Here is a 25,475-nt window from a genome sequence, read left to right as displayed (position 1 = left end):
TGGTGTGCGTGGTCGGTGCTACGGGGGCGAGGCGGCGGGCGGGCCCGGCACGGCGGTCAGTTCGCCGGCGGGCGCCAGACATCCAGGTCGCCGTGGAGCGCGAGGCTTTGGCAGACGGCGTTCACCCCGGTGACGAACCGGTCCGCTTGCGCGGTGTCGAGGATGAGCGGGGGCTGGATCCGCATGACCCGGTTGTAGTGGGCGGTGACGAACGTCAGGATGCGGTGCTCGCGTGCCAGGCTGCTCACGAAGCGCAGGCACATCAGGTCGCCCAGCGTCGATTCCACGGCGCTGCCGGTACGCGACAGCGCGGTCCGCAGATCGTCGGGCAGCCAGTCGGCGAGCGCGTGCAGGTCACCGGGCAGCCGCGTGAGCAACTCGTCGGTCATCGTGCGCACCGCGCCCGAGAAGTCGCCGTCGAACTCGATGGCGGTCATCAGTCCGATGCCGCGCACTTCCTTGATGAACCGGTACGGCCCGCACACCTTCCGCAGCGAGCTGCGCAGATACTCGCCAGTCTCCCGGGCGCGTCGCGGCAGGTCCTCGTCGACCAGCACGTCCAGCGTGGCAAGACCGGCCGCCGCGGCGAAGTTGCCGCCGCCGAAGGTCGACGAGTGCAGCATGGCACGGTTGGTGCTGCCGTACGCGGAGTCCCACAGATCGCTGCGGCTCAGGGTCGCCGCGATGGGGACCAGGCCGCCGGAGAGCGATTTGGCGACACACAGCACGTCCGGGTCGAGCCCGTCGTGCTCGGCGGCGAACAGGGCTCCCGTACGCCCGAGCCCGGTCTGGACCTCGTCCAGGATGAAGGCCGCACCCGCGCGGCGGCAGAGTTCGCGGGCCTCCTTGAGGTATCCGTCGGGCGGCAGCACGACACCGCCTTCGCCCTGGACCGGTTCGACGATGAACGCCGCCGCCCCGTCGATGGCCGCGCCGAGTGCGTCGATGTCCCCGTACGGCACGGCGACGGTGTCGGGCAGCAGCGGCCCGAAGGACGTGCGGTGCCGGCCCCCGCCCGTCACGGAGAGCGCGCCCAGGGTCTTGCCGTGGTAGCTGTTGTCGGCATGGACGAGGCGCGAACGTCCCGTTCCGGCGCGGGCGACCTTGAGCGCCGCTTCCACCGCCTCCGTGCCGGAGTTGCTGAAGAAGACCCGCTCCAGGTTTCCGGGAGCCAGCGCGCTGAGCCGTTCCGCGAGTTCCGCGGTCTGCGCGGGCATGGACACGTACTGGACGAACGTGGGTGAACCGCGGTCGAGGAACCGGCGCAGCTCCTCGGTGACCCGTGGGTGGTTGTGGCCGAGGTTGAGGCAGCCGTATCCGGCGACGAAGTCCAGGTAGTCGACGCCGTCGGCGGTGGTGAGCGTGCAGCCGTCGGCGCGGGTGAACACCCGGTCCAGGCCGTGTGCTTCGAACAGCCGGGCCATCGGCGGGTTGACCCGGTCCCGGAACCGCCGCTTGGTGGCCGGGACGACGTCTTCCTCCTCGTCGGCGCCGGCGGGTACCGCCGGGCCGGCGGAGGGGCGCCGGAAGTGCCGTGCCAGCCGGGCGATCTCCTCGTCCGCGACCGGCCGCCCGAAAGATGCCAGCGGAACGGTGACGAACCCGTGCCGGGCCGCCAGCGCGCCGATGGTACGGACCCGGCCGAGATCCAGGTCGCGGCCCAAGGAGAACGACTCGGCCCGGCCTTCGAGCGCCAGCACCATCGTCTCGGCGAGGCAGCCGTTGAGCTGCCGTGTGGGGCCGGGCAGCGTGCCGTCGCCCACGACCACCTCGTCGACGGCGCTGACCAGGCCGCCATCGATGATCAGGACATCCTGGTGGCCGCGCGGGGGTGCGGTGACATCGCGGGGGAGTGCCACGTCGACCACGACGGAACCGGTCCGCAGCTTGTCCGGCGACACCAGGCCGCCCACCGACGAGGCGCAGACGAACAGCCGGGTCTCCTGCGAGCACCGGGTGATGTCGTCGACGAGCCGCACCCGTTCGTGGTCGGCCCGGTCCAGATGCCGGAGCAGGGCGTCGGAGGAGCGGGCCCCCTGACGGCACACGAGGTCGAGGCGGAACCCGTCGGCCAGCAGCAGCCTCGCCACGGCGAGGCCGATCGAGCCCGGGTACCCGACGACGGCGACCCGGGTGCTCTCCGCCGGCAGCCCGAGCAGCCCCACGACGTGCAGCAGTTGCCGGTACGCCGCGTACACCGTCAGGGAGTTGCCGCTGGTGACCGGGATGCCGACCTGGCGGGCCGTCCACAGACCGCGGTCACCGACGATGGACGTCGCACCGCCGAGGCCGACCAGCCGGGCACCCTCGTCACGCAGTCTGTTGACCTCCGCCGCCACCATGGCGCGCGCGGTCGTGGGCCGGCGCAGGATCTGTTCCGCGGTGTAGGGCAGGTAGCGGACCTCACCGGTGCACCGCGCTCCGGTGACGGAGGTGACGGAACCGAACAGGGGCAACGGGACGCTGTAGCACGGTCCTTCGGAGCGCGGGGTACCACGGTTCTCGTCGATCAGGCGGGAGAAGAGATCGATCCCGCGTACCTGGTTGCGGTGTCCCGTGCTGATCGGGTGGGCAAGGAAGCCGAACGCGGTCGGGGAGCCGCCGGCCTGGGCGTGACCGACGGAATCTGTGGACTCGGGGGACAAGACAATGCCTCCGTGGGAAAGGGCGGGTGCGTCGCGCACGGGCAGCGGGTCACTCGGGCTTGCGGATCACGACGGGCGGGCCTTACGCGCCGGCCGCGGCCTTCGCGGCCGCCCGGAACATGGCGAGGCTGAGGTCGGACAGTTCGTCGCGCTGCCAGCCGTGCGTGGACAGCAGGCTGAGGCCGTCTCCCTCGTTGTTGTGGGAGACCGGCACCGAGCAGACATTGACGGTCGCCTGCTGACGCAGCCAGCCCGGCAGGTCGGCCTGTGCCACGTCGGTGACATGCCGGTGGTGCACGGTCAGCCCACCGAAGGACCGCGTCCACTCCGGTTCGAGCAGGTGCAGGAGCTGGGTCTGACGGCTCATCCCCGCGTCGGTGCGGCCTTCGTGGTAGGTGCGGATGACCGAGTGGCCACCGTCGATCAGCAGGAAGACCGTGAGGTTGCGCCGCAGCTGCTGTCCGTAGAGGCACACCTGCTGGATGAGCGTGGGCACGATGTCCGGGACCAGGGCCGAGGCGCCGTCGCCGATGAATGCGAGGATGTTGTCGTCGCGGGTCAGTGCGATGGCGGGGACGGCCTGCAGCGCGTCACCCATCAGCGCCCGCCCGTACCAGCCGGAGAAGCCCTGGCCGGTCCTCGGGAGGTTGCGTACCGCGGAGAGGCCGCCGCGGCCCACGTCGAAGACGCCGGTGTAGGTGTATTCCTCGGCGGTGATGAGCCGTTCGAGGACCTGCTGCAGATGCGCGAAGAAGTAGTTCGCGCTCATCGGAAGCACCGGCAGCTCGTGCACCGCGTCGGATGCGCTGTCCCGGGTACGGGCGATGGCTTCGGTCCGTGTGGCGCGTACGTCCGGATCGACGTCCAGCCGCTCGCGCACGGCGCGCAGGAAGGCGCCGGCGTCGGCGTGCAGGGGATGGTCCGCGAACGGGGCGAGGTGTTCCGCTTCCCGGGTGACTTGGACGATGCGCAAGGAGCGTTTCAGCGCGCGGGGGGAGAACGGGGTGGCCGCTTCGGCGATGCGGCTCTTGAGGAAGAACAGACACTGCTCGTTACGGGGCCGGAGCCGGCCTCCGGCGTGCAGGTAGTCGTGGACGCGTGCGGAAAAGCCGTACACGCCGAGTGTTCCCAGGTATTCGGGGACCAGCTGTCCGTCGCGGTATTTGGCAACGCTCCCGGGGCGGGTCAGTGAGTCGGCCAGGCCGATGCCGGCGCGTCGTGCGATGTCGTGGACGAGTCCGGACTCCTCGTCGTCGAGACGGCCGCACTGCCACAGCAGCCTGCCCGGGTCCCGGTTGACGATGTTCATGACGGGGGCGATGGCGTCTTCCCGGACGGGGGTCAAGGACGCCTTGGGTAAGCAGGCGGCTTCGCCGGGGATTTCCTCGCCGGCAATGCTGTCCAGTACGGCGGGGCTCACGAGCAGAACGACCGGCCCGCGTCCCTGGTGGTAGGCGGTGAACGCTTCGGTGAGGCCGGAGGCCAGCTGGTCGGGATCGTCCAGATAGACGTAGGGGATGTCCCGAGCCTGGAGCACCGCCCGCGAATCCTCGGCACCGTGGATGGTGCCCTGGAACGGGTACCAGGCGGAAGCCGCGGAATCGGCGCAGACGATGAAGCCGCGGGCGCGGGCATCTCTGAGGTTGGCCAGGGTGCCGCGGAATTCGTCGACCATGCCGCTGGTCACCACGATCAGGAACGGTGCCTCGTCCAGCTGCCACCGGGCCAGCGCACCGCACGCCAGGCTGTGCTCGCTCGGACCGCGGAGTACGGGGTTCCCGGAGGCGTCGGCGAGCTGGTCCAGATCACGGATGAGACCGGAGACGACCGACCCCGTGTAGTAGTGCAGCCCCCAGACAGGCCCCGCCTGCCGGGCGAGAAAGGCGTGGAGGGAACCGGCCAGCGCGGAGCGGCCTTTGCGGGCGGCGCGGGTGGCGGAGCGGGAGAGCCACCGCTGTGCGTGGTCGGTCAGCAGGCAGACCACGTCGGCGGCGAGGGCCCGGCGGTCTTCCGGCATCCGCCGTAGCAGATAGGGCCGCGCCACCTGGAGGAGATGCTCGGCGCCTTCGGCGTAGACGGCCGCGTGATGGGTGGACAGGCCGTCGCGCAGCTGCTCGGGCAGGCCTGTGGCCAGCTCTTCGAGGGCTTCGGTGACGGACTCTTCGAACGGGGCCGTACTGAGACCGGCGCCTCGTGCGTCGATGAGGACCAGCGGCGTGACCGTCGCGTACCCGGCCGGTGCGTCCAGCGCGCCGGCCATGCGTGCGGCGTCGTCCGGGGTGTCGGCGATGACGAGACGCAGCTCCGCCAGGGGCATGGCCGCCGTGAGGAAGCGGCGGGCCTTCGCCAGAATCCTGGTGTGTGCGGGCAGTGGGGTGAGCGCCTGCGCGTTGTCCGCGGTCAGCGGTGGTCCGCCTCCGTGGCTGTCGGTCAGCCGGCGTGGTGAATCCTCGGCGAGGCCGGCCAGGGCCTGGTGTACGGCGCGGTGGAAGTCGGAACGCTTTCCGATGGAGAGGACGATAAGTCGGTGCCGGGCAGAGCCGGACACGTCGTCAGGTATCGCAGAGCCCACGTTCTGAATCTCCGTCCGGATTTTCACGCAACCCATACGGCAGTGTCTCAAGGATCGCCGGACCACAGGATGGCGAAAAGGGAATGGTGAAGGAGGCCGGGGCGTACTCCCCGGCGGGAAATCGTCAAAGAAACAGTCGAAAGATCGACGCGACCGTGCGGGCGCGAAGCCCTGCCGGTGCGGAAAGGGTGATGAAGGGTCAGCCCTGTGGGTGGAAGCGGAATGCCGCTTGCCCGTTCGCTCTTGTCGCCGAGTGGACACAGAGCTCTGTACGTACCATTTCGACAACCCCCGTTGATCATGGCGCGTGTGCGTGTTCGCGTCGTCCCGGGGATAAGTGCCCCGCCCCCCGACGAGAACTCGCTGTATTTCTACTCTAGTTGAAAGCTTTAGTCAAGTTCCTTTTTATTCCGTACGTGCGTGTGCCCCGCGAAACGGCTCGCGGGGCACACGCACGTACGTCCGGACGTCATCAGTCGTCGCGCAGGCCGGCCTTCTCGTGCAGCCGCCGGAGCGGCCCCGGGGCCCACCAGTTGGCCCGGCCGATGAGTTTCATGAAAGCCGGTACGAGGATCCCGCGGACCAGCGTGGCGTCGACCAGGACCGCCAGCGCCAGCCCGGCGCCGAGCAGCTTCAGCAGGCTCAGCCCGGAGGTGGCGAGCGCGGCCAGGACGGTGGCCACGATCAGCGCGGCGGCACTGATCAGCCGGCCGGTGCGGTCCATGCCGAAGGCCACGGCGCGGGTGTTGTCCCCGGTGGCCAGGTACTCCTCGCGGATGCGGGAGAGCAGGAAGACGCTGTAGTCCATGGACAGGCCGAACGCCACACAGAACATCAGCAGGGGCACCGTCACCTCCAGCTGCCCGGTGTGTACGAAGTCGCCGACCAGCCACTTGAGATGACCGTCCTGGAAGACGTACACCATCGTCCCGAACGACGCCGTCAGGCTGAGCAGGTTGAACAGCAGCGCCTTGATCGGTATGACGATGCTTCCCGAGAAGAGGAACAGCAGGACGAGCATGCTCAGCACGATGATCGCCGCGGCCCACGGGATGCGGTCGGCCAGTGTCCCCTTGGTGTCCACCAGGGTCGCGGAGTCCCCGCCCACCAGCCGCTCCGAGGGGGCCGGCACCGCTCGCACGTCCCGGACGTGCTCCTCCCCGCGCGCCGAGTTCGGATTGACGTCGGAGACCACCGACAGCCATGTCCCGCGGGCATCCGCATAGCGGGCAGAGGCCTGCCCCGGGGGCGCGACGAGTTTGCCACCACTCCAGCTGCCGACCGCGCTGTCCACTCGTACGGTGTGGCCGACCTGCGACACCGCGCGGACGTAGTCGGTCAGCCGCCGCTCGTCCGCTGCGGGGTGGACAGCGGGCAGGACCACGGTCACCGGGGCAGTGGCGGCCTGCGTGAAATCGCCGCGGATGGTTTCGGCGGCCTGCTGGGCGTCGGCACCGCGCGGCAGGATCCGGTCGTCCGTCATGCCGAACCGGGCGTGGCTGAACGGCACGGCGAGCAGCAGCAGAAGCGCCACCACCGCGCCACCCGTCAGGACCGGGCGGCGCATCACCCGGGTCGAGAGCCAGTGCCAGGCGCCGGCTTCGCCCTTCCGGGAGCCCGGCAAACGGCGGCGCAGCGGTGCGAAGATGTCGAGCCGGTCGACCCGCCGGCCGATCACCGCGAGGATCGCGGGCAGGATCAGCAGCGAGGTCAGGGTGGCCAGCACCACCACCGCGATACCCGCGTACGCCAGGGAGCGCAGGAAGTAGACGGGGAAGACCATCAGCGCGGCGAGCGAGAGCGCGACGGTGAGGGCGGAGAACAGGACGGTCTTCCCCGCGGTGCGCAGGCTCTCGGCGATGGCGTCGGTCACCTCCCGCCCCCGCGCGAGCTCTTCCCGGTAACGGGTGACGATGAACAGGCTGTAGTCGACGGCGAGCCCGAACCCGAGGGCCGTGGTGACGTTCATCGCGAAGAGCGACACATCGGTGAACGAGGCCAGCAGCCGGAGGACCGCGAGCGTGCCCACGACGGACACGATGCCCACGAGCATCGGCAGGGACGCGGCGACCAGGGAGCCGAAGGCGGCCAGCAGGATGAGCAGGGTCAGCGGAGCCGCGAGGAGTTCGGCGCGGGTCAGGTCCTCCGCGCTCTGCTTCTCCAACTGGTTGTTGATCGGCGCCTGGCCGGTCGCGCTCACGGTGAACGGGCCCTGCTCGCCCGTGACCTCCGGCACCAGACCGTGCGCCTTGCGGGTGGAGTCGTTCTCGTCGCCCGCCAGCTTGACCAGGATGAGGGCGGTGCGTCCGTCCTGGGAGCGCAGCGCCGGGTCCTTGGTGCTCCAGTACGACTCCGCGAACACCACACCGGGCTCGTTCCGGAGGCGTCGGGTGAGGTCCTGCCCCGCCCGGGCGGTCGTCGCCTCGTCGACCGGGGCCTTGGCCTTGGCGAGCAGGACCATGTTGGGGGAGCCGGCTTCGAAGCGTTCGCTGAGCAGCCGTTCGGCCCGCGCGGACTCCGAATCATCGGGTGTGTAGCCGCCGCTGGAAAGGTGGCCGGCGGCTCCGGCGCCGAACAGCGCGGCGGCCAGGGCCAGCGCGGTGACGATTAAGAAGACCGGGATTCTGCGCCGCGCCAGCACGCGCGCCAGTCCCGCGAGCCGGCCCCTCGGCGGCGGTGGCGCCGGGTCCCCTGCCGTCGATGTCTTTTCGCCGCCTGGGTCGCGGTGTCGCTGTGCCGAAAGCCCCATGGGCTCTCTCCTGGTGGTCTCAGGGCGGCGCGGGTGTGTCGCTGCCCCGCCGCTTTCGGGTGGGCCCGGTGGCTCTCCGGGCGTCACGGGACATTCGTACGAGGGTGCGGGGCCCTGGCGGGCGTGGGTCCTGCCGGACGCCGGCCGGCCCGGATGCGCCCGCCCGTCGCCGGGGTCGGTCAGTTGCCGTCCAGGAGGTGGTGGCACAGGCCGGCGTGGACCCAGTCGGCCCACTGCCGGGACGTCCAGCCGCGTTCGCTCACCAGGAGGTGGTGGACCTCGGGGCCCAGCAGGCTGTAGCTGATGTCCACCGCACTCTCGAAAGTGAGCCCTTCCGGCAGGGGCTGCTTCTCGGTCAGGGCCTTCATCAGTGCCGTCTGGACTTCGAGGCGCTGCTGCTTGTTGCGCTCCCACAGCGGAGCGACGTCTGCGTGCGAAGCCGCCGCGGTGCGCAGCACCTCAAGGAGTTCGCCGACCCGTTCGTAGATCGCGCCGGCTCCGGCCACCTGATGACGGAGCTGGGTGGTGGCGTCCTCGGCGTGGATGGCGTCCTTGACCCACTGACGTTCCAGTGTCGGTACCGGCTCGTCGTCGCCGGCGACCCGGATGTCGACGAGCTCCTTGAGGATCGTCTGTTTGTTGCCGAACTTGAAGTAGATGGTCTGGACCGCCACCTTGGCCTCGCGTGCGATCGAGTCGATCGTGGTGCCGCCGTAGCCGTGTTCGACGAAGAGCCGCAGAGCCGCGTCGAGCATCCGCCTTCTGGTCTCCTGCGCCTGTTGGTGCCGGATTCCGGGCTTGCCTGACATGCCGCACCCTCCTTTCACTAGAGTTAGGATCTAGAGTAATGCTACACACGGTTGTCCCAGTTGGGGAGGCAAGGATGGCTGCACAGCAGGAGACCCGGATCGCGGAGCGGGACGGCGCGTCACCCGGAGGGCTGGTGACGCTGCTGACGACGAGCATGGGGCTGGCGATGTTCGTGCTCTTCGCCCTGGGCGCGCTCGGCCCGTTATTGCTGGACGAGCTCGGCATCTCACGCTCCCAGCTCGGTACGCTCACCGCCCTGGCCTTCGGCACCGCTTCCCTGTTCTCCCTGTACGCCGGGCACATCACCGACCTCGTCGGTGGCCGACGGGCGCTGCTGGCCCTGCTGGTGACCGTGGCAGCCGCCTTCACGGTGCTGTCGGCGGGCGGCAGTTACGGCTGGCTGCTGCTCGCCCTGGTGCTGGCCGGAGCCGCCCAGGCTTTCGCGAACCCGGCGACCAACCGGCTGATCGCCGCCCATCTGCCGGCCGGGCGGCGAGCGGCGGCCGTCGGCATCAAACAGTCCGGTGTGCAGTTCGGAGCGTTCGCCGCGGGCCTGCTCGTGCCCTCACTGGCGGCGGCGCTCGGCTGGCGCGTCGCCCTCGCCCTGGTCGTTCCGGTGGCACTGGCCTTCGCCGTCATCGCGGTCAGGCTGCCCGCCGACCACACGAACGCCCAGGGGCCCGCGGCAGCCCGGCTGCCCAAGGCTCCCAACACCGCGGCCCGTTGGCTCATCGTCTACTCGCTCGGCGTCGGCACCGGACTGGCCGCGCTCAACACCTACCTGCCGCTGTACGCACACGAGGAACTCGGCATGGGGGAGCGGCTGTCCGGCGGACTCGTGGCGGCACTGGGCGCGGCGGGGATCGTGGCGCGCGTCCTGTGGACGCGTTACAGCGGGCAGCTCACCGACATCTCCGGCCCCTTGGTGCTCCTGGCCCTGGTGGCCGTCGGCTTCGTGGTGCTCCTGCCGATGGCCGCGGCGCTGACCCCGCTGGTGTGGATCGGGGCCATGGGACTCGGGGGGTCGGCGGTGGCGGCCAATGCCGTCTCGATGGTCGCGGTCGTGCGCAGTCCTGCCTTCGGTGCCACCGGTCACGCCTCCGCGCTGGTGTCGATGGGCTTCTTCGGGGGCTTCGTTGTCGGGCCTCTCGGTTTCGGGACCCTGGTGGACAGCGCATGGGGGTATCCGGCGGGCTGGGCGCTGGTCGGATTCGCCTTCCTCGTCTCGGCCTTCTGCGGGCTGCGGGTACGCCGGGCAGTGCGCGCGTGAGCGGGTGGGCGTCAGGCCCGCACCGGCCGCTTGGCGGCGCACCCGTCCTCCCACCGGAATGCCGCCGGGACCGTGCCGGCTGACGGCCTGCCTTCGGTACAGCGGTCCAGACTCTGCTGATCAGCAAGGAGTGACATGCCGGCGATACCGGACGAGATCACCGCGGAGACCGCGGTGGAGCTGATGACCGGCCGCATCCGCGTCACGGCCGACGAGGTCGGGAACCGCTTCCCCCTCTACGCGGACCCGGCCACCGGACGGTGGACGACCACCCGGCGCGGCTCGTGGGCGGGAGGTTTCTGGGCCGGGCTGTTGTGGCTGGTGGCCGCGCGGTCCGCCGCGCTCGACGACCGCGACCGGGCCGTCGCCTGCACGCAGCGGCTGCGCGAGCGTGCCCATGACGACACCGACACCCGGAGCATGACCTTCTGGTACGGGGCCGCCCAGGGGCACCTGCGATGCGGTGACGCGGACGCCGCGGAGGTGGCGTACCAAGGCGCGGCCGCGTTGGCCGCCTCCTGGCGGTCCGACGGGGGCTTCGTCCCGGCCGGCACCGCGCTGGGGCGTGGCCTGCCCGGTGCCGCCACACTCACCGTGGACGCGGCAGCCGCCGTGACGGCGCTGCTCGCCTGGGCCGGCCGGACGTACCACCGGCCCGCTTGGAGCGTGCTGGCGGAGCAGCACGCCACCGCGGTCCTGGAACACTGCCTCGACAGCGACGGCGCGGTGCGGCCGAGCGTCGTGCCGGGCCCTGTCGCCGAGGAGGGACGGAAACCGCACGAGCACGGGCCGGGTACCTGGCCGCGCGGCCAGGCATGGGGGATGACGGCCTTGGCCACCGCGGCCGGGCTGACGACCGGAACCCCCGGCGAGGAGTTCCGCGACGCGGCGTGCCGCGCCACCGACCTGTGGCTCGACCGGACCGGCGGTACGGTACCGGCGTGGAGCTTCACCGACCCGTCCGGTCCACGGGACACCTCGGCCGCGGCCATCGCCGCTGACGCGATGCTGGTGCTGGCCGACACCCTGGACGGCGCGCGGAGCACGGCGTACCGCGAGGCCGCGGCCGTACTGACCCGTGAGCTGATCACCGGGCATCTGACCCGTCCGCCCGCCGGTGACGGGGCGCCACCCGCCGGGATGCTGCTGGACGGCTGCTACGACATGGCATCCGGTACCGCGGTGGCCAGCGAACTGATCTGGGGTGACTACTTCCTCCTCTCGGCGCTCCTGCGGCTCGGCACCGCTCCGGACGCCGTGCGCGGCGGCTGAGAAAGCACCGTGCCGCCGCCGGTACGGAGCGGAAATCCGTACCGGCGGCGGCATGCCACCCGGTGACCGGACGTCACCGGTGGCCGGGACTCAGAAGACGTCCACGTCCGTGTCCGGGCCCGCGGCATAGGGCTTCAGAAGGCGCTTGGCCACGGTGTGGGCGTGCAGCTCGTCCGGGCCGTCGTAGATCCGGGTGGCCCGGGCGCGGCGGTACATCCGGCTGAGCGGAGTGTCGTCTATCAGCCCCTCCGCGCCGTGGACCTGCACCGCCCGGTCGACCACCTGGCACAGCGTCCGCGACGCCAGCACCTTCGCGGCGGCGACCTCGATGTACGCCGGGCGGCCGGCGTCCACGGCGGCAGCGGCACGCAGGACCTGGGCGCGCGCCGACTGGATCTCGGTGTACGAGTCGAAGACGTGCTGCTGCATGAGCTGCTTGGCCGCCAGCGGCTCGCCGAAAGCGGTGCGGGCGTGCAGCCGGTGGCACATCAGGGTGAAGGCTCGCTTGGCCTGCCCCAGCCACTGGACTGCCCGGAGGATGCGGCCCAGGTCGAGCCGCTCACGCGCGACGGGGAACCCGCCGCCCCGCACACCGATCATGTACGCGTCCGGGACCCGGGCGTCCTCGAAACGGACCTCGCAGTGATCACCGTCCGTCCCGAGCACGGACAGTTCGCGGACCACGCTGAAGCCGTTGGTGTCCGTCGGGACGAGGAACATGGTGAACGCTTGCCCGTTCGGCACGCCCAGCGGTTCCGTCCGGCACATGACGGAGATGAAGTCGGCGTTGGCCGCACGGCTGAACCACTTGCGGCCGCGGATCGACCAGCCGCTCTCACAGGGTTTGGCCTTCGTCGTCATGAGCGAGGGGTCGGAGCCCGAACGCCCGGGTTCCGACATGCCGTAGCACGGCGTGACGTCGCCGCCGACGAGCCCCGAGAGGTAGCGCTCGCGTACCGCGGGGCCGGCGTGCCGGTGCAGCATGAGGGTGTCGAGGAGGTGGTCGGAGCCCATGACGGCCGGGCCGTACTCGGACTCGCCCTCCTCTTCACCGATGTGTACGTACTCGGCCAGGGACAGCTCCCGGCCGCCGAGCTCCTTGGGGTGGGCCGGTGCCCACAGTCCGTTGGCCTTGGCCTTGTCCCGCAGGTCCCGCAGCAGGGCCCGTGCCTCCGGGGAGCCGGAAGCCAGCGTGGGCTCGGCCGGTATCACCTCCGTGCGGACGAACTCCCGCACCTGCGCGCGCAATGCGCGAAGGGACTCGGGGAGAGCGAAGGGGGCCTGGCCGGTGCCGGGCGCCTCGTGCATCACTGGAACGCTCATGTCGGATCTGGTCCTTCGGGCCGGCTCACTGGGCGGGGGACACGGGGGCCGCTGCGGCCCTGAGGGCGTGCTTGTCGATCTTTCCGGCCGGACTCATCGGGAGTTCGTCCAGGACGCGCAGCAGCTCGGGGAGTTTGGCCCGCTCCAGGCCGCAGTCCTCGAAGAGGTAATTCCGCAACTCGTCCAGGCCGGGCACCGGCTGACCGGGCAGCGGTACGACCCAGACACAGACCTGTTCGCCGAGCCGCTGGTCGGGGATGCCGAGGCAGACGGCGTGCTTGATCGCGGGGTGGGTGTTCACCAGGGACTCGACCTCGGCCGGACTGATGTTGAGGCCCGCCCGGATGATGATTTCCTTCTTGCGGCCGGTGAGGCCGAGCCGGCCGGTGTCGTCGATCCGCCCGAGGTCGCCGGTGCGCACCCAGCCGCCCTCGGTACGGTACTGGGCGTCCAGTTCCGGCGCGTTGACGTAGCACAGCGGGGTCATCGGACCGCGGGACCAGATCTCTCCGGTCTCGCCCCGAGCCACCTCCTCGCCGTCCTCGCCGGTGACACGGATCGTGGTGACGTCCGGGTTGGGCCGCCCGGCGGTGGTCTGCACGGTGGCCAGGGTGTCCTCGATCTGCGTATGGCAGTTGACGCCGTCCGCGGAGCCGTACAGGTTGACGAAGGCACAGCCGAAGACCCGCACACACTCCTCGATGGTCCGCGGGTCCACTCCGGCCCCGCCGCAGACGAGCGCGGTGAGCGAGGAGGTGCCGATCCCGTCCTCCGCGCCGGGACGCAGCCGCGGGTCGGCCAGCATGTCCTGGAACATGGTGGGAACGCCCATGATGTGCGTGGGCCGGTGCTCCCCGATCAGGCGGACGGCCTCGGCGGCGCTGAACCGGGGCATCAGGACCAGGCTGCCGCCGAGCACCGCGAGGGTGACGGAGGTGCCGGTGGACCCGAAGGAGGAGGCCAGCGGCACCATGAACATGATGCGCGGCGCGGCGTCCCCGCGAACGAGTGAGCGGAGGAAGGCGCCGCGGCCGCCCGCCAGCGCATTGTGCGAGTAGGCCACCATCTTCGGCTCGGCCTCCGAGCCCGAGGAGACCAGGATGCGCGCGACCGAGTCCGGGTCGGGCTCGACGACACGGGCGGGCGGCTCCGGCAGCTGCTCCAGGACGGCGTCCAGGGAGCGCGTCCCCGTCGTCGGCTCACCCAGCACGAAGACCTCACGCAGCCGCGGAAGCTCGGGCCTGAGATCGTTCAGGAGCAGGCCGTAGTCCGTCTCGCCGGTGTGCCGGGTGATCACTGCGGTGGTGGCTCCGGAGCGGCGGAGCATGGCGAGCGTGTCCTGGCGCCGGCGGCCGATCGGATACGGAAGACAGACCGCGCCCGCGGCGGCCACCGCGAGGTCCACGGCACAGGCCAGGCGCCCGTTGGCCAGGTTCACCGCCACCACGTCCCCCGGGCGGGTACCGGCGTCGGTGAACGCCCGGGCGAGCCCCAGGGCCACCCGCTCAAGTTCGGCATAGGTCATGGTGCCCTGGTCGCCCAGGACGGCGGGGGCGTCGGGCCGGGCTGCCGCGTGTTCCTGGAAGAGGGCGAACAGGGACTTGCCCGGGTAGCGGCCCTCCTCGGCCCACCGGCGGCGCAGGGAAGCGGGCACCAGGTCGTTGAAGGCGGTGGTCATGCGTCGAACCTCCAGGGAGCGGTGACGAGAGTGCACTCTTTGCGGATCAGGGCACGACGGCCGGCCGGAGACCGGTCCAGCCCCTGCAGATCGGTGGCCACGACGGTCGCGGTGACGCCGCCGGCGGCCAGTTCGGCGCTCCACGCGGATGCGGGCCGCCGCGCCAGCCGTCCGGCCAGCTCGGACCGCAGCACCGGCTCGGGCAGTGCCGGGTCCAGGCCGAGCAGCCGGCACACGCGTCCTGTCGCCGTGTGGGAGGAGGCCGAAAGGGCGAGCCACCCGTCGGACGTCGGCCAGGGGCCGTCGAGTACCGGCGCAGCGGCGTTGCCGCAGCCGGGAGCGTGCCGGCTCCGGGGCCGCTCCAGAGCCTCGTACTGCAGGACGGTCGAAGCGGAGAGCAAGGAGGAGTCGACCCTGAGCCCCTGGCCGGTCTGCTCACGCCGCAGCAGACCGGCGAGCAGGCCCTCGGCGGCGACCAGACCCCCCAGCACGTCGACCAGTGTCATCAGTGAAGGCCGCGGAACACCGCCCCCGGACATCAGATCGGCGAGGCCCGAGTACGCCTGGACCATGAAGTCCGTACCCAGCGGCGGGTGTTCGCCGAGCGCGTCTCCCCAGCCGGAGGAGTAGCCGTACACCAGACGCGGGTTGACCGCGAGCAGCGCATCGGAGTCCAGGCCGAAGACCGCGGCCTTGCCCGGAGCCCAGTTGTGGAGGAACACGTCCGCCTCGCGTACCAGGCCGAGGACCGCCGCCCGGCCGGCGGGGGACTTCAGGTCGGCGTGCAGGACCTCCTTGCCCCTGTTGAGCGCGATGAAGCGGGCCGAACAGTCGCCCACCATCGGGGGCATGCCGCGCAACGGGTCCCCGTCCAGCGGTTCTATCCGCACGATCCGCGCCCCGAGCAACTGCAGTACGAGGGCGGCCATCGGGGCCTGGATGCGGCGTCCGGCCTCCACCACGGTCAGTCCCTGCAGCGGCAGGTCCGGAGCGGGCGGCGGGAGCGTGCCGGGCGCGGGTGCCACCGGGGCGGCGGGCGGTGTGAACTTCCAGGGGCCCGGCACCCGGCCGTCTTCGAGCGCGTCCCGGTCGCTGCGGCGCTCGGCCATGGTACGGACCCGGCAGACGCTCATGCCGGTTTCGGCGGCGGTGTGTTCGAGGGCGTCGAAGCTCCGGGTGGCGACGGCGGCGGCCAGCGAGGCGGGCAGGGGCGAAACTGCCTTCGGGTAGCGCAGCGCGAAGGGCTGGAAGCTGCGGCGGATGTCCTGCGCCGGCACGCCGAGCGCGGTCCAGAACCGGTGCCACGGCAGCTGGTCCAGGGCCTCGATCTCGAACCACACCCCGTCGCGACTGCGGAACGGCGGTCCGGCCCCGGGAGAGTCCGCGGGGAGGAACTCGTCCTCCTCGGCGGTGGCCGCCGCCAGATACTGCGAGACCGTCAACAGACCGGCGTGGGTGACGGAAGTACCCACACGCGAGACGGCCGTGCCCCGCTTCCGTGCGATGAGGGAGGCGAGGACGCCGTGCACAGCGATCACGCCGGCGCACGCGGACGCGTAGTCCAGGGGGATACGGGTGGGCGCGCCGCTGCGGCGCCCGTGCACGGCCATCAGCCCTGTGGCTGCCTGTACGGACGTCTCGTCGGAGATTTCGGGGTCCTCTTCGCATGACCAGCCGATGTGGCAGCCGAGCACCGGCTCGGAGACACCGGGCGTGCTGAGGCGCAGCGTGGCATCCCCTGGCTGGTCACCCGGGTGCCTCGTCAAAGAGGCGCCGAGCGACACCAGGTGACGCCCGGCCACTTCGCCCGCCCAGGAGCGGCCGGTACAGATCGCGGTGTAGCCCGCGAGCGGTCCGGTGACGCCTTGCTGCGGGTCTTCATGGTCTGGTGAAACGGGTGGAGAAACGTTGTCTGAAGGGACTGTGGCAGTGGTGTGCATGCTGATCTCCTTCATCGCGTTCTGTCCTGTGGCATCACGTGCGTGCAGGGGGACGGGCCTCCCCGCGGGCGGTGAAAGGCTGCGGGCCGCGGCGGTGCGCCTGCGGCGGACCCCGGCCGGTACGCGGGCGTGTGGGCACGCGGGCAGGCATGGGCCGGGCTTGCGGGAATGAGGGCGGCAGACGCGTCAGCGCCGTGTACCGCCGTGGTGAGGCGGGGCCTCAGCGGGCCCGGAAGCCGCCGGGCGGGCGCGTCTACGCAGGCGAGCCGTGGGCCAGTTCCAGTGAACCGTCCATCCGCAGCCTGCCGAGGTGCCCCGAGCCGAGCAGGGGCTCGGTGCTCTCCTGGGCCGTCCCGCCGGGTGGCAGGGTCGCGCAGGCCAGGGCGCTGCCTTCGGCGCAGACTTCCCCGGTGAGGCCGGGAGGCAGCACGCGCCCGGACTCATCCAGAATGCGCACCCGCACATTGGGTGCGGGTCTGCCGACGCCCGGCCGAAGCAGGCGATCGGCGTCCTCGGTACCGAGCTCGTCGACGGTCCACGGCAGCGGCCCGCCGTCGCCGCTGAACTCGGTGAGCAAACGGGTCTTGGGCGACCGGGCGACGTGCTCTTCCGCAAGCGTTCGCGGGCAGGGGCCGCCGGTCAGCACCACGGCGTCGGGGCCGGGGCCGGCCGACGTCTCCCAGGCGTTCAGTACACGTGCGTACTGCCGTGGGGTGAACATGGCGTCAGGCCGCTCCGCCCGCGCAAGGTGCCGGGCAACGGCCCGGTGCGCGTCCGAATCGGCCGGGGCGTACCAGCGCAGCGTGGCGCCGCAGGTGAACGCCCACCACATGGCGGCCAGGAAGACCGGCTCCCAGGGCTGGGCACAGACCGTGACCTGCTGAGACACGCGGCCGACGCGGCGGATCCGGGAAAGGGTCGCGGAACCCCATGCGTCATGGGCCGAGAGCTGCGCCTCCAGACGGCCGTCACCGGATGCGTCGATCAGGCTGTATGCCACATCGGTGAAACCCGAGCGGGGCAGCGAGGGCTCGGGGGAAGCCGCTGCGGTGCCCCGCTCGGGGGACTTGCCCGGGCCGCCCGGCGGGAGCACCCGGCAGTGCCGCTCCCACGGGCCCAGGCCGGGGCCGCTGCCGAGTACGTGGCGCGCGCCGCTCAAGGCGGCCAGTTCCCGGACCCTCGCCTGGGGTAATCGGCCGACCGGTACACACACCCCGCCCGCCTTCATCACGGCGAGCTGGTCGATGACGGTACGGAACGGATGGCCGCACAGGACCACCACGGGCTCGCCGAGTTGGACGCCACAGCGCACGAGCACGGTCGCCAGGCGACAGGCCCGTGCTTCCGCGGGGCCGTAGGAGAGCCGGTACTCGCCGGCAGCCACGGCCGTCCCGGCCGGTACGGCGCGCGCGGTCCGCGCGAAGGTCGCGTCGAGGGTGGTCGCTGGCACGGGGGCGAGAGTCCCGTCCCACCGCTTGAGGTCCCTGTCGTCCGCCGGGCAGGTCAGCGGCACGTCGAAAGCCGTCGCGTCCGGCTTGTACGGGTGGTGCCATGCGTGGACCAGACGTGCCGCCTGGCGCTCGGCGCATGTGGTGCGTACGGCGAGTGTGCCGTCCTCACGTGCGAGAACCCGCAGAGGCACACGCTCGGGAAGGCCGGAGCCGCCGTTCGTTGTCGTGACGGTGATAGCGGTGGTGTCTCCCACGAGGTCCCCGACGACCCGGACCGCCTCACCGAGTGCCAGGTCCGGCGGCACGACCACGCGGCCGCGGTCGACGTCCCCGGCGCGCAGGTGTGCCGCGCCGTCAACCGCCTGCCGGGCGAGGACGACCAGAGCGATCGTGTGGATGACGTGGTGCAGCGGTCTTCCCCACCGCGCGGACAATTTGCTGATCCTGTCGCCGCAGTCCCCGGACAGCTCCGGACAGTGACCGGGCGCTTCTTCCCCCCACATCGAGCATTCCCCCTGCTGCCGTGTGAAAAAGCTGACTATATGAATACTCTAGTGTGGAACTCTAGTCAAGAGAGATCTTCGGGCATCGCCCGCGCCGGCGGAGCGGACGGGGCCGGCCCTGCGCGACCTTGACTAGAGTCAAACTCTAGAGACAAGCTTTAGTTGTCCCGAGTGCCTTGGTCATACCCGCGAAGGAGAGCCATGGCTGGTGTTCTGCAAGGGAAGAGAGCCGCCCTGCTGCTGCTCACCTCGGTGGAACTCGTGGTGTTCCTGGACGTGTCGATCGTCAACGTGGCGCTGCCCGCCATCGGCGCGGCGCTCGGCCTCACGGTGGTGGGGCTCGCCTGGGTCGGCACGTCGTACCAAGTGACCTTCGGCGGCTTCCAGTTGGGCGCCGGACGGATGACGGATGTGCTCGGGCGGCGACGGCTGTTCCGTGCGGGACTCATCGTCTTCACCCTCGGCTCCCTGCTTGCGGGGATCGCGGCCTGGTCCTGGATGCTGATCACGGCCCGGGCCCTTCAAGGCGTCGGCGCGGCGATCCTGGTGCCGGCCGAACTCTCGTTGCTCACCGCGATCTTCACCGAACCCGCCGCCAACCGCCGGGCATTCGGCTGGTGGAGCGCCATGGGCGCGGTGGGCGCGGCCGGTGGTGTGGTGCTCGGCGGATTGATCGTCGAGATGCTGAGCTGGCCGTGGATCTTCCTCATCAATGTGCCGATCGGTCTGGCCGGGCTGTTGCTGAGCGGACGGCTGCTGCCCGCTGACGACGTGCCGCCGGTCAGGCAGGCGCGCGGAAGGCTGGACCTGCCCGGAATCGCCACGGGAACGGCCGCACTACTGCTTCTCGTGTACGTGGTCACCGCCGCGGCGGAGGGGAAGTTCGGTGGCTTCACGGTCCTCCTGGGCGTGGCCTGCCTGGCGCTTGCGGCCGCGTTCGCCGTTGTCGAGTGGCGCTCGCCTGACCCCTTGCTGCCCTTCCGGTTCTTTCGTAACTCTGACATCACCGGCACCACGCTGGCGAGTGTCATCGTGGGGGCGGCACATGTCCCGGCCTTTGTGTTCCTCGCGCTGTACTTCCAGGAGGTGCGTGGCTACACGGCTCTGCAGAGCGGGCTGGCCGTCCTGCCCGTCGCCGCCGTCAACCTGGTGGTCTCACGGACGGCCATACCCCCCGCCCTGGCGCGTTGGGGACCGCGCGTAGTACTGACGCTCGGCATGGCATTCCTGGCCGCGGGGTTGCTGATGATGAGCCGGATGCCGGTCCACGCCGGCTTCCTGACGGACTACCTGCCCGCCGCGGTCGTCTTCGCCGTGGGCCTGCCGGCGGTCTTCGTCGGGTCGACCGTGCCCGCTGTCACAGCGGTGGAGACGCATGAGACCGGCGTCGTGTCCGCAGTGGTCAACACCGCCCAGCGCATCGGCGCCGGCCTTGGCGTCGCTGTCCTGGCGGCGCTGGCGGACACCCGTACCGCCACTGCCGGCGGCCCGCGGACCTCGGCTCTGCACGAGGGATTCCGCCTCGGATTCCTGGGGGCGGCCCTGCTCGCCATGGTCGGCGTACTGATCGGGCTGTGGCTGATCCGCCGAGGCCGTGGCCTTGGCCCGCAACAGAGCCAAGACCCCTTCACAGGCGACAAGCCGATGAAATCGGCGGATGCCTGATCAATCCGCCCGCAGTTTCGAGAGGACTCTGCCGTGACCGAAGATCTGCTCTCCGACCACGTCGCTTCCGGCGGAATGGACGTGAGCATCCCCGTACTCATCGTTGGTGCCGGCCCCGCGGGCATGTCGCTGAGTCTGCTCCTGGATCAGCTGGGCGTCCCCGCCCTACTGATCGAACGGCAGACGTCGCTCTCGCCGCTGCCCCGGGCCCGGGCGGTGAACACCCGCACCATGGAGATCTGGCGCGGGATGGGCCTGGCCGATGAGGTGGCCGATGCCGCACTCGCGCGCGAACAGGCAGGGCTGCGGTTCGCCTTCACGAGCACGCTGGCCTCGTTGGCCGAACCGGGGACGCTCCTCACCCGGAGCGTTGTCGCCGGGCGCCGGGCGCAGTACAGCCCCACGGCAACGCTGATGTGTCCCCAGGACGTCGCCGAAAGCATTCTGCGCCGGCGGCTGTCCCCCTCCCGGATACGGTACGGCTGCACCCTCGACGGCCTGGAACAGAGTGACGACGAGGTCCTTGCCACCGTCACCGACGGAGCCGGGCGTACCGGCCGAGTGCGTTGCCGGTACCTCGTCGCCTGCGACGGCGCGCACAGCGCCACACGGCGCATGGTGGGTGTGGCGATGCGGGGCGGCGGTCCCATCACCGAGAATCTCCAGATCCTGTTCGAGGCACCGCTCGACCCGCTGATCGGCGACCGGAAAGCCTCCATCACGTTTCTGCACGCGAACGGGGTACGCGGCTACCTCCAGCCCGCCTCCCAGCCGGACCGCTGGACCTTCAACCGCGTGCTGGACCAGAAGGAGCCCGCTGGACCGCGCGACGCCGCGGACATCGTGCGCACGATGGCCGGCGATCCCGCACTGGAGGTCAAGGTGCTGGAGGAGCGCCCCTGGACCAGCCGCAGCGCGGTCGCTGAACGGATGTCCGCCGGTCGCGTGCTGCTCGCCGGTGATGCCGCCCACCTCGTCACACCGTTCAGTGGGTCCGGGCTCAACCTGGGTGTCCAGGACGTGCACAACCTCGCCTGGAAACTCGCGGCCGTCGTACAAGGCTGGGCCGGCACAGGGCTCTTGGAGACCTACGACCCGGAGCGGCGACCGGTGGCCGAGTGGACGGCCCGGGAGGACCGCGTGAACAACGCTGCCGCCATCACCACCGGAAACTGGGACCGCTGGCGCAGTGAACTCCCCAAACGCCGGGTCAAGGACGGCATCATTCTCGGCTATCACTACGAGGAAGGCGCCCTCGTACCAGAGGAGGGCCCGCCGGCCCCTGCCGCCGATCCCTACACCGACTACGAGCCTTCGGCGAAGCCCGGCCACCGCGCCCCGCACCTCCCGATGGGCACGGGCGCCCACCGGTTCTCCACACTCGACCTCTTCGGCCCGGCACTCACCCTGCTCGCCGGACCGGAGGGAACGGCCTGGACAGAAGCGGCCGGTCGTGTCGCGGAGCGTCTCCGCGTCCCTCTCCACGCCCGCACGCTCGGCACAGATCCCGAGGAAATCGACCCGCAGTGGACACGCGCATACGGAATCACTGCCGCCGGCGCCGTTCTCGTCCGCCCCGACGGCCATGTGGCGTGGCGCCACACCGCCGCCGTAGCCGACAGCGCCGACGCCCTGGAGCGCGCTCTGCGAACAATCCTGCAACTGCGGAATGCGCCGTGCTCATCTTCGGCGGACACGGCCGTCGCTCGCAGTTCGCGGTGAACCAGGACGTAGCGACCCCCGCCCCATGCGGCAATGTGCCTCTGCGGCGGGCGCGGCCAAAGGCGGGAGAGCCAGAAGGACACAGCAGCTAGACGAGCGTGCCGTACGCGGAGACGAGGGCGGCGGCGGTGCCCCGGTCCATGCCCAGTCCGCCGGCGGCGGCCGTGTCGGAGAGGTACAGCACCAGCAACGCCTGCAACGCGTACCAGCTGAAGCGTTCCCACATCTCGACGCTGAAGAGCGTCACCAGGCCCCGGGGAGTCCGAAGAACCAACGGTCGCCTTCGGCCCGCGGACCGTCCGGCGGAGGACCGGTGTGCTTGCCGCTCGTCAGCGTCATGGGGCCGTCCTTCGCTGTCGGGCCGATACGTGATCGGCGCGCGGTTCCTTCCCGGGGCCGGACGGCGGGGAAGCGCCTGCGCGCCGGCCACCGTCCGGCTCGGGAGGACGCCCGGGCGCGCGGAACGGAAACTCGGTGGAACAGGAGCCGGCCAGGCGGCGTCCGCGTCGGGGAACGTGCGGACGCAGAAGTCGCGTACCTCGGCCACGCACCGCCAGGGCCTGTGCGGCGCGCGGCAGGTCCATCTCCCGCACGGACCGACGGCCAAGCGGTCCGGGCATCCTCGACAGATGGTCGTCGAACACCCCGCACGCGGAGTAAGGGGGCGCCCCGACGGGACCGAAGCCGGTGCGTCGACATGTTCGCTGCCGGGTTACTTCAGTCTGGTGCCGTTCGGGCCGCTCTCGTAATTGGTCACCACACCTGGTTCTTGATTGATTCCGAAGAGTTCCTCCCACGATCCGTAGGCGCTCAGCGATTTGTTGACGACGAGGGCGACCGAGGCGAAGAGCAACAGGTGAGTGGCGAGCAACAGGCCGGTGCGGCCGAGGAATGCGCGCCGGTTCCGCCCGGCCAGGCGTGGCCACAGCCAGACGGTGAGAACGAAGAGCGCTACCGCCAGGAAGGCGGTCAGCAGCAGCAATTTCTTGCCCGTGAGCTCCATCGGGTGCTTACTTCCGGATAGCCGGTCAGCCAGACCGGAGGTGGGATTTCGGGGTTATCGGGGTATGCGCGGCCGGACGGTCGGCACACCGGGTGTCCGGTCGGTCACGGTCGGCCGGCGCAATTGCCACACCTGCGCGGGGGGCAGGTTTCCCCAAACGGTCCAGCAGCCGATCGCGTACTGGTTGTGGTAGTGATTCAGTACGTCCTTTACGGCACGTTGACGCTGGGCCACTCGGCGGGGGGCCAGCAAGGCGCGGAACCACCGGTCGCCGCAATAGGCGAAGTAGGTGAGTGTGCCTCCGGGGCGGAGCAGTTCCATGTAGCGGCCCATGATGTCCTCGACCTGCCGGGGAGAGAAGTTCGTGAACGGCAGGCCGGAGACGATCACGTCGTAGCGGCGGTCGGTGGTGAGCTGTTCGAGGAAGACGTTGTGGACGTGCACCTGCTCCTGCTCGTAGGGCAGGGGCGGCTGGCTGTGCACCAGACGGCGCAGGTGTGCGGCGAAACTGTCGTTGGCCTCCACGACGTCCAGTCGGCCTCCCCTGGGCAGTCGGCGGAGCAGGACTCGGGTGACCGATCCGGTGCCCGCCCCCACTTCCAGGACGCTCGACATCTGCGGCGCTCGTTGCAGCAATGGCTCGGCCAGGAGATCGGCCAGGGATTTGCTGCTGGGGGAGATGGAACCGACCGTGCGATGGTTCCGTATGGATTCGGTCAAGAAGGTCCGGAACGCGGTCGCGTGCCGAACCCGAGCGGCGTGGTTCGGCGCGGCGTTTTCACTCGTGAGGGAAACAGGTACCTGAAGGGGGGATGTTTTCATGCGCCCAGCTGTCGTTCGGGGGGAAGAAGTGATCGGCCCTTGGTGTCAGCGATAGGGAGACGTTATAGCTCCGTCAGCACAGTCGTTGCTCGACCGCGTAATGCTTTCGCGAAGGTGAGGGCACGATCACGTAACGGGCATGCGTTTGGCTGCTGTCCTGGCCGCCTGGTGAGGTCCTCGTGCGAGTTCAGCGAGTCCCCGCTGGTGCCGGTCGCCGGATCCGGCGCCGCAGAAGACCGGCCGCCCGGATTCGGCGACCGCTGTATCGATCAGGCACGGCACCCCGGGCCGGTGACTGACCGGCGGAATACCTCCCGGGACCAGGACCTCCGCATCCAGCAGGTCGATGGGGGCGGCGCGCAAATGGGATCGATTGCCCACAGCGGACGCCAGACGGGAAAAATCCACGGTACTGTCCGTGCCTCGGTGGCATTTTGTTACGTCTCTGACGGATCACCGCAGGGCGAAGTGGACATCATGTTGTGCGGTAAGGCCCCGACCGTGATGGGGAAACCACGTGCCGACGCATCGCCCTGGAACCGGAATCCGGCCGCGGACCGCCTCTGGACGCGCAGCAATCACACAAGCGAACGCGGGAAAAAGTCCCGGACAAACCAAGGAGGCGACAGTCCCATGAGAGCGAATCCGGACGTGGTGTTCACCGCATCCTCGACCCACGGGCTCGTGGCGGTCAGCGGGTGGGACCGCCTGCGGGCGCGTGCCGTACTCCATCAGCTCGGCTGGGCATGGGACGCGGGTCACCAGGCCATGGCGCCGCCCGCGGCGACCTCCCCCGAAGACGCCGCCGTGTACGCCACGGTCCGGCTTGCCGATCACGGCTTTCGCGTGGCCGACGATACGGACACGGTAGCGATGCGCTGCCCATGGGTGGCCGCCGACCGTCATCCGGCGTTCAGCGGCCTGACCTGCCGCTGCCTCTCGCAAGGCCGTGTGGACCGGTAAGGACAACCGCTGGGCGCTGGGGCCTCGGAGAGCTTCAACTCCTTCCAGGACGTCATGAGCACACCGACGGTGAAGCTGGACGGCACGGTGCTGGGCAGCGACTCCACGCATGACGGGACGTATACGGTCTCACCTGATGCGGGCGGCCGAGGTGCCCAGACTGGTGGGGGCGCGCGGGATGACGGCCCGTTCAAGCGACCGGCACCACGAAGGCACCTTCGTCCTTCCCGAAGAGCTCACGGTGGGCGAGTGGCGTGTGCTGTTCAGGGGTATGGCCGGAAGCAGCGGTGACGGGGGAGAGGGTCTCTTCCGGGTGCGCAAGTGGCCGTTGGGGCGCTTTGCGTATCTGTTTGTCACGCAGTTGGCACAGGACGCGTCTGTGTGGCGCGTCGAAGAGAGAGGCGCCGAACGCCATGCAGAGAACCTCCTTCCGTGGCTTCTTCCGTGTCGGACGTATCGGACTCGTGTTGCCGGCCGCCGCGCTGGCATCGGTCATGCTGGGTACCGCGGCGAGTGCGGCCGTGCCGGCGGACGTGTCGCACGGCGTTCCGGCCGGGGCGCGGACACCTTCGGCGCGCGGTTGTGCCGTCGTCTACTTCGATCTGGGCGAGACTCTGGTGCACACGGCCGCGGACTCCGGCATCAGCTACCTGCCGGGTGCGGCCGCGTACCTGCGCACGTTGCGGGAGCGGCACATCAAGGTCGGGCTGATCACCAACGTGCCGTCCTCGTGGGGCAAGACGGACGCCGAGCGCGCTGCCGCCCTGAAGAAGGAGGTCGACGCCGCATGGAAGGGGCCTGTTCCGTTCGCCTGGGAGGACTTCGGCGACCGGATCCTCACTCCGCGCACCGAGGCGGAGCGTAAGCCGGCGCCCGTCCTCTGGAAGCGTGCCAGGGCCGCGGCGCACGGCTGCCGTCTCGTCTACGAGGGGGAGACCGCCAAGGAGACGTACGTGGCGGCTTCGCTCGGTTACGTGGCCTATCGGGTCGGAGGGCCCTTCCGTCCCGCCTACCTCCCGGTCCGAGCGATCGAGTGCCTGGCGTACGGCGCCAGTCGGCGCGCCTGAACAGGTGCGCGTACGCCCGT

18 protein-coding genes are annotated in these 25,475 nt (G+C 70.5%); 6 read left to right on the top strand and 12 right to left on the bottom strand.

What is annotated here, in order from left to right:
• Positions 1 to 56: 56 nt before the first annotated feature.
• The 4 genes from pigE to ACZ53K_RS22710 form a co-directional block, all read right to left on the bottom strand.
• Positions 57 to 2,645: a prodigiosin MAP biosynthesis aminotransferase PigE gene (pigE, locus tag ACZ53K_RS22725; protein WP_468839509.1), complete on the bottom strand. Its 2,589-nt coding sequence runs from the start codon at positions 2,643 to 2,645 to the stop codon at positions 57 to 59.
• 82 nt (positions 2,646 to 2,727) lie between these two features.
• Positions 2,728 to 5,193, bottom strand: a complete 2,466-nt coding sequence (locus ACZ53K_RS22720; RefSeq protein WP_468839507.1) for a hypothetical protein — start codon at positions 5,191 to 5,193, stop codon at positions 2,728 to 2,730.
• Positions 5,194 to 5,689: 496 nt separating this feature from the next.
• Complete coding sequence (locus ACZ53K_RS22715) at positions 5,690 to 7,858, bottom strand: MMPL family transporter (RefSeq protein WP_468839504.1); 2,169 nt, start codon at positions 7,856 to 7,858, stop codon at positions 5,690 to 5,692.
• A 287-nt stretch (positions 7,859 to 8,145) separates the two neighbouring features.
• Positions 8,146 to 8,775 (bottom strand): TetR/AcrR family transcriptional regulator, encoded by a 630-nt coding sequence (locus ACZ53K_RS22710; RefSeq protein ID WP_468839501.1) that lies wholly within the window; start codon positions 8,773 to 8,775, stop codon positions 8,146 to 8,148.
• Between the two features lie 74 nt (positions 8,776 to 8,849).
• On the opposite strand from ACZ53K_RS22710, the gene ACZ53K_RS22705 reads away from it, so the two are divergent.
• Positions 8,850 to 10,046, top strand: coding sequence for an MFS transporter (locus tag ACZ53K_RS22705; RefSeq protein WP_468839498.1), 1,197 nt, complete (start codon positions 8,850 to 8,852; stop codon positions 10,044 to 10,046).
• A 135-nt stretch (positions 10,047 to 10,181) separates the two neighbouring features.
• Positions 10,182 to 11,318 (top strand): sugar ABC transporter permease, encoded by a 1,137-nt coding sequence (locus ACZ53K_RS22700; RefSeq protein ID WP_468839496.1) that lies wholly within the window; start codon positions 10,182 to 10,184, stop codon positions 11,316 to 11,318.
• Between the two features lie 90 nt (positions 11,319 to 11,408).
• Here the strand turns inward: ACZ53K_RS22700 and ACZ53K_RS22695 are convergent, their stop codons facing one another.
• From ACZ53K_RS22695 to ACZ53K_RS22680, 4 genes are all read right to left on the bottom strand, one after another.
• Positions 11,409 to 12,641 (bottom strand): acyl-CoA dehydrogenase family protein, encoded by a 1,233-nt coding sequence (locus ACZ53K_RS22695; RefSeq protein ID WP_468839493.1) that lies wholly within the window; start codon positions 12,639 to 12,641, stop codon positions 11,409 to 11,411.
• Between the two features lie 25 nt (positions 12,642 to 12,666).
• Entirely contained in the window at positions 12,667 to 14,319 is a 1,653-nt protein-coding gene (locus tag ACZ53K_RS22690) for a class I adenylate-forming enzyme family protein (RefSeq protein ID WP_468839491.1), read from the bottom strand.
• Positions 14,316 to 16,259: a CoA transferase gene (locus ACZ53K_RS22685; RefSeq protein WP_468839488.1), complete on the bottom strand. Its 1,944-nt coding sequence runs from the start codon at positions 16,257 to 16,259 to the stop codon at positions 14,316 to 14,318. The genes ACZ53K_RS22690 and ACZ53K_RS22685 overlap by 4 nt, the downstream gene beginning before the upstream one ends.
• 253 nt (positions 16,260 to 16,512) lie before the next feature.
• Positions 16,513 to 18,144, bottom strand: a complete 1,632-nt coding sequence (locus ACZ53K_RS22680; protein ID WP_468839485.1) for an AMP-binding protein — start codon at positions 18,142 to 18,144, stop codon at positions 16,513 to 16,515.
• Between the two features lie 330 nt (positions 18,145 to 18,474).
• Here ACZ53K_RS22680 and ACZ53K_RS22675 point away from each other — a divergent pair, with 330 nt between their 5' ends.
• Both ACZ53K_RS22675 and ACZ53K_RS22670 read left to right on the top strand, forming a co-directional pair.
• The gene (locus tag ACZ53K_RS22675; RefSeq protein ID WP_468839482.1) at positions 18,475 to 19,878 is read left to right on the top strand and encodes an MFS transporter; all 1,404 of its coding nucleotides are present in this window, start codon (positions 18,475 to 18,477) and stop codon (positions 19,876 to 19,878) included.
• A 33-nt stretch (positions 19,879 to 19,911) separates the two neighbouring features.
• A complete protein-coding gene (locus tag ACZ53K_RS22670; RefSeq protein ID WP_468839479.1) occupies positions 19,912 to 21,600 on the top strand; it encodes an FAD-dependent monooxygenase in 1,689 nt (562 codons plus the stop codon).
• Between the two features lie 88 nt (positions 21,601 to 21,688).
• On the opposite strand, the gene ACZ53K_RS22665 is transcribed toward ACZ53K_RS22670, so the two are convergent.
• The 4 genes from ACZ53K_RS22665 to ACZ53K_RS22650 form a co-directional block, all read right to left on the bottom strand.
• Complete coding sequence (locus tag ACZ53K_RS22665; RefSeq protein WP_468839476.1) at positions 21,689 to 21,847, bottom strand: hypothetical protein; 159 nt, start codon at positions 21,845 to 21,847, stop codon at positions 21,689 to 21,691.
• A 465-nt stretch (positions 21,848 to 22,312) separates the two neighbouring features.
• On the bottom strand, positions 22,313 to 22,603 hold the full coding sequence (locus ACZ53K_RS22660) for a hypothetical protein (protein WP_468839473.1): 291 nt from the start codon (positions 22,601 to 22,603) through the stop codon (positions 22,313 to 22,315).
• A 54-nt stretch (positions 22,604 to 22,657) separates the two neighbouring features.
• Positions 22,658 to 23,323 carry a class I SAM-dependent methyltransferase gene (locus ACZ53K_RS22655; RefSeq protein ID WP_468839470.1) on the bottom strand — a complete coding sequence of 222 codons (666 nt, stop codon included), beginning with the start codon at positions 23,321 to 23,323 and terminating at the stop codon, positions 22,658 to 22,660.
• 228 nt (positions 23,324 to 23,551) lie between these two features.
• A complete protein-coding gene (locus tag ACZ53K_RS22650) occupies positions 23,552 to 23,833 on the bottom strand; it encodes a YbaK/EbsC family protein (RefSeq protein WP_468839467.1) in 282 nt (93 codons plus the stop codon).
• Between the two features lie 225 nt (positions 23,834 to 24,058).
• On the opposite strand from ACZ53K_RS22650, the gene ACZ53K_RS22645 reads away from it, so the two are divergent.
• Positions 24,059 to 24,388 (top strand): hypothetical protein, encoded by a 330-nt coding sequence (locus ACZ53K_RS22645; RefSeq protein ID WP_468839465.1) that lies wholly within the window; start codon positions 24,059 to 24,061, stop codon positions 24,386 to 24,388.
• 413 nt (positions 24,389 to 24,801) lie between these two features.
• Complete coding sequence (locus ACZ53K_RS22640) at positions 24,802 to 25,455, top strand: hypothetical protein (RefSeq protein ID WP_468839462.1); 654 nt, start codon at positions 24,802 to 24,804, stop codon at positions 25,453 to 25,455.
• Positions 25,456 to 25,475 lie beyond the last annotated feature (20 nt).

It is taken from the genome of Streptomyces sp. NPDC033221, assembly GCF_055577005.1.
The sequence above is the reverse complement of the archived record's forward strand: the minus strand, read 5'-3'. Positions and strand labels throughout refer to the sequence as shown.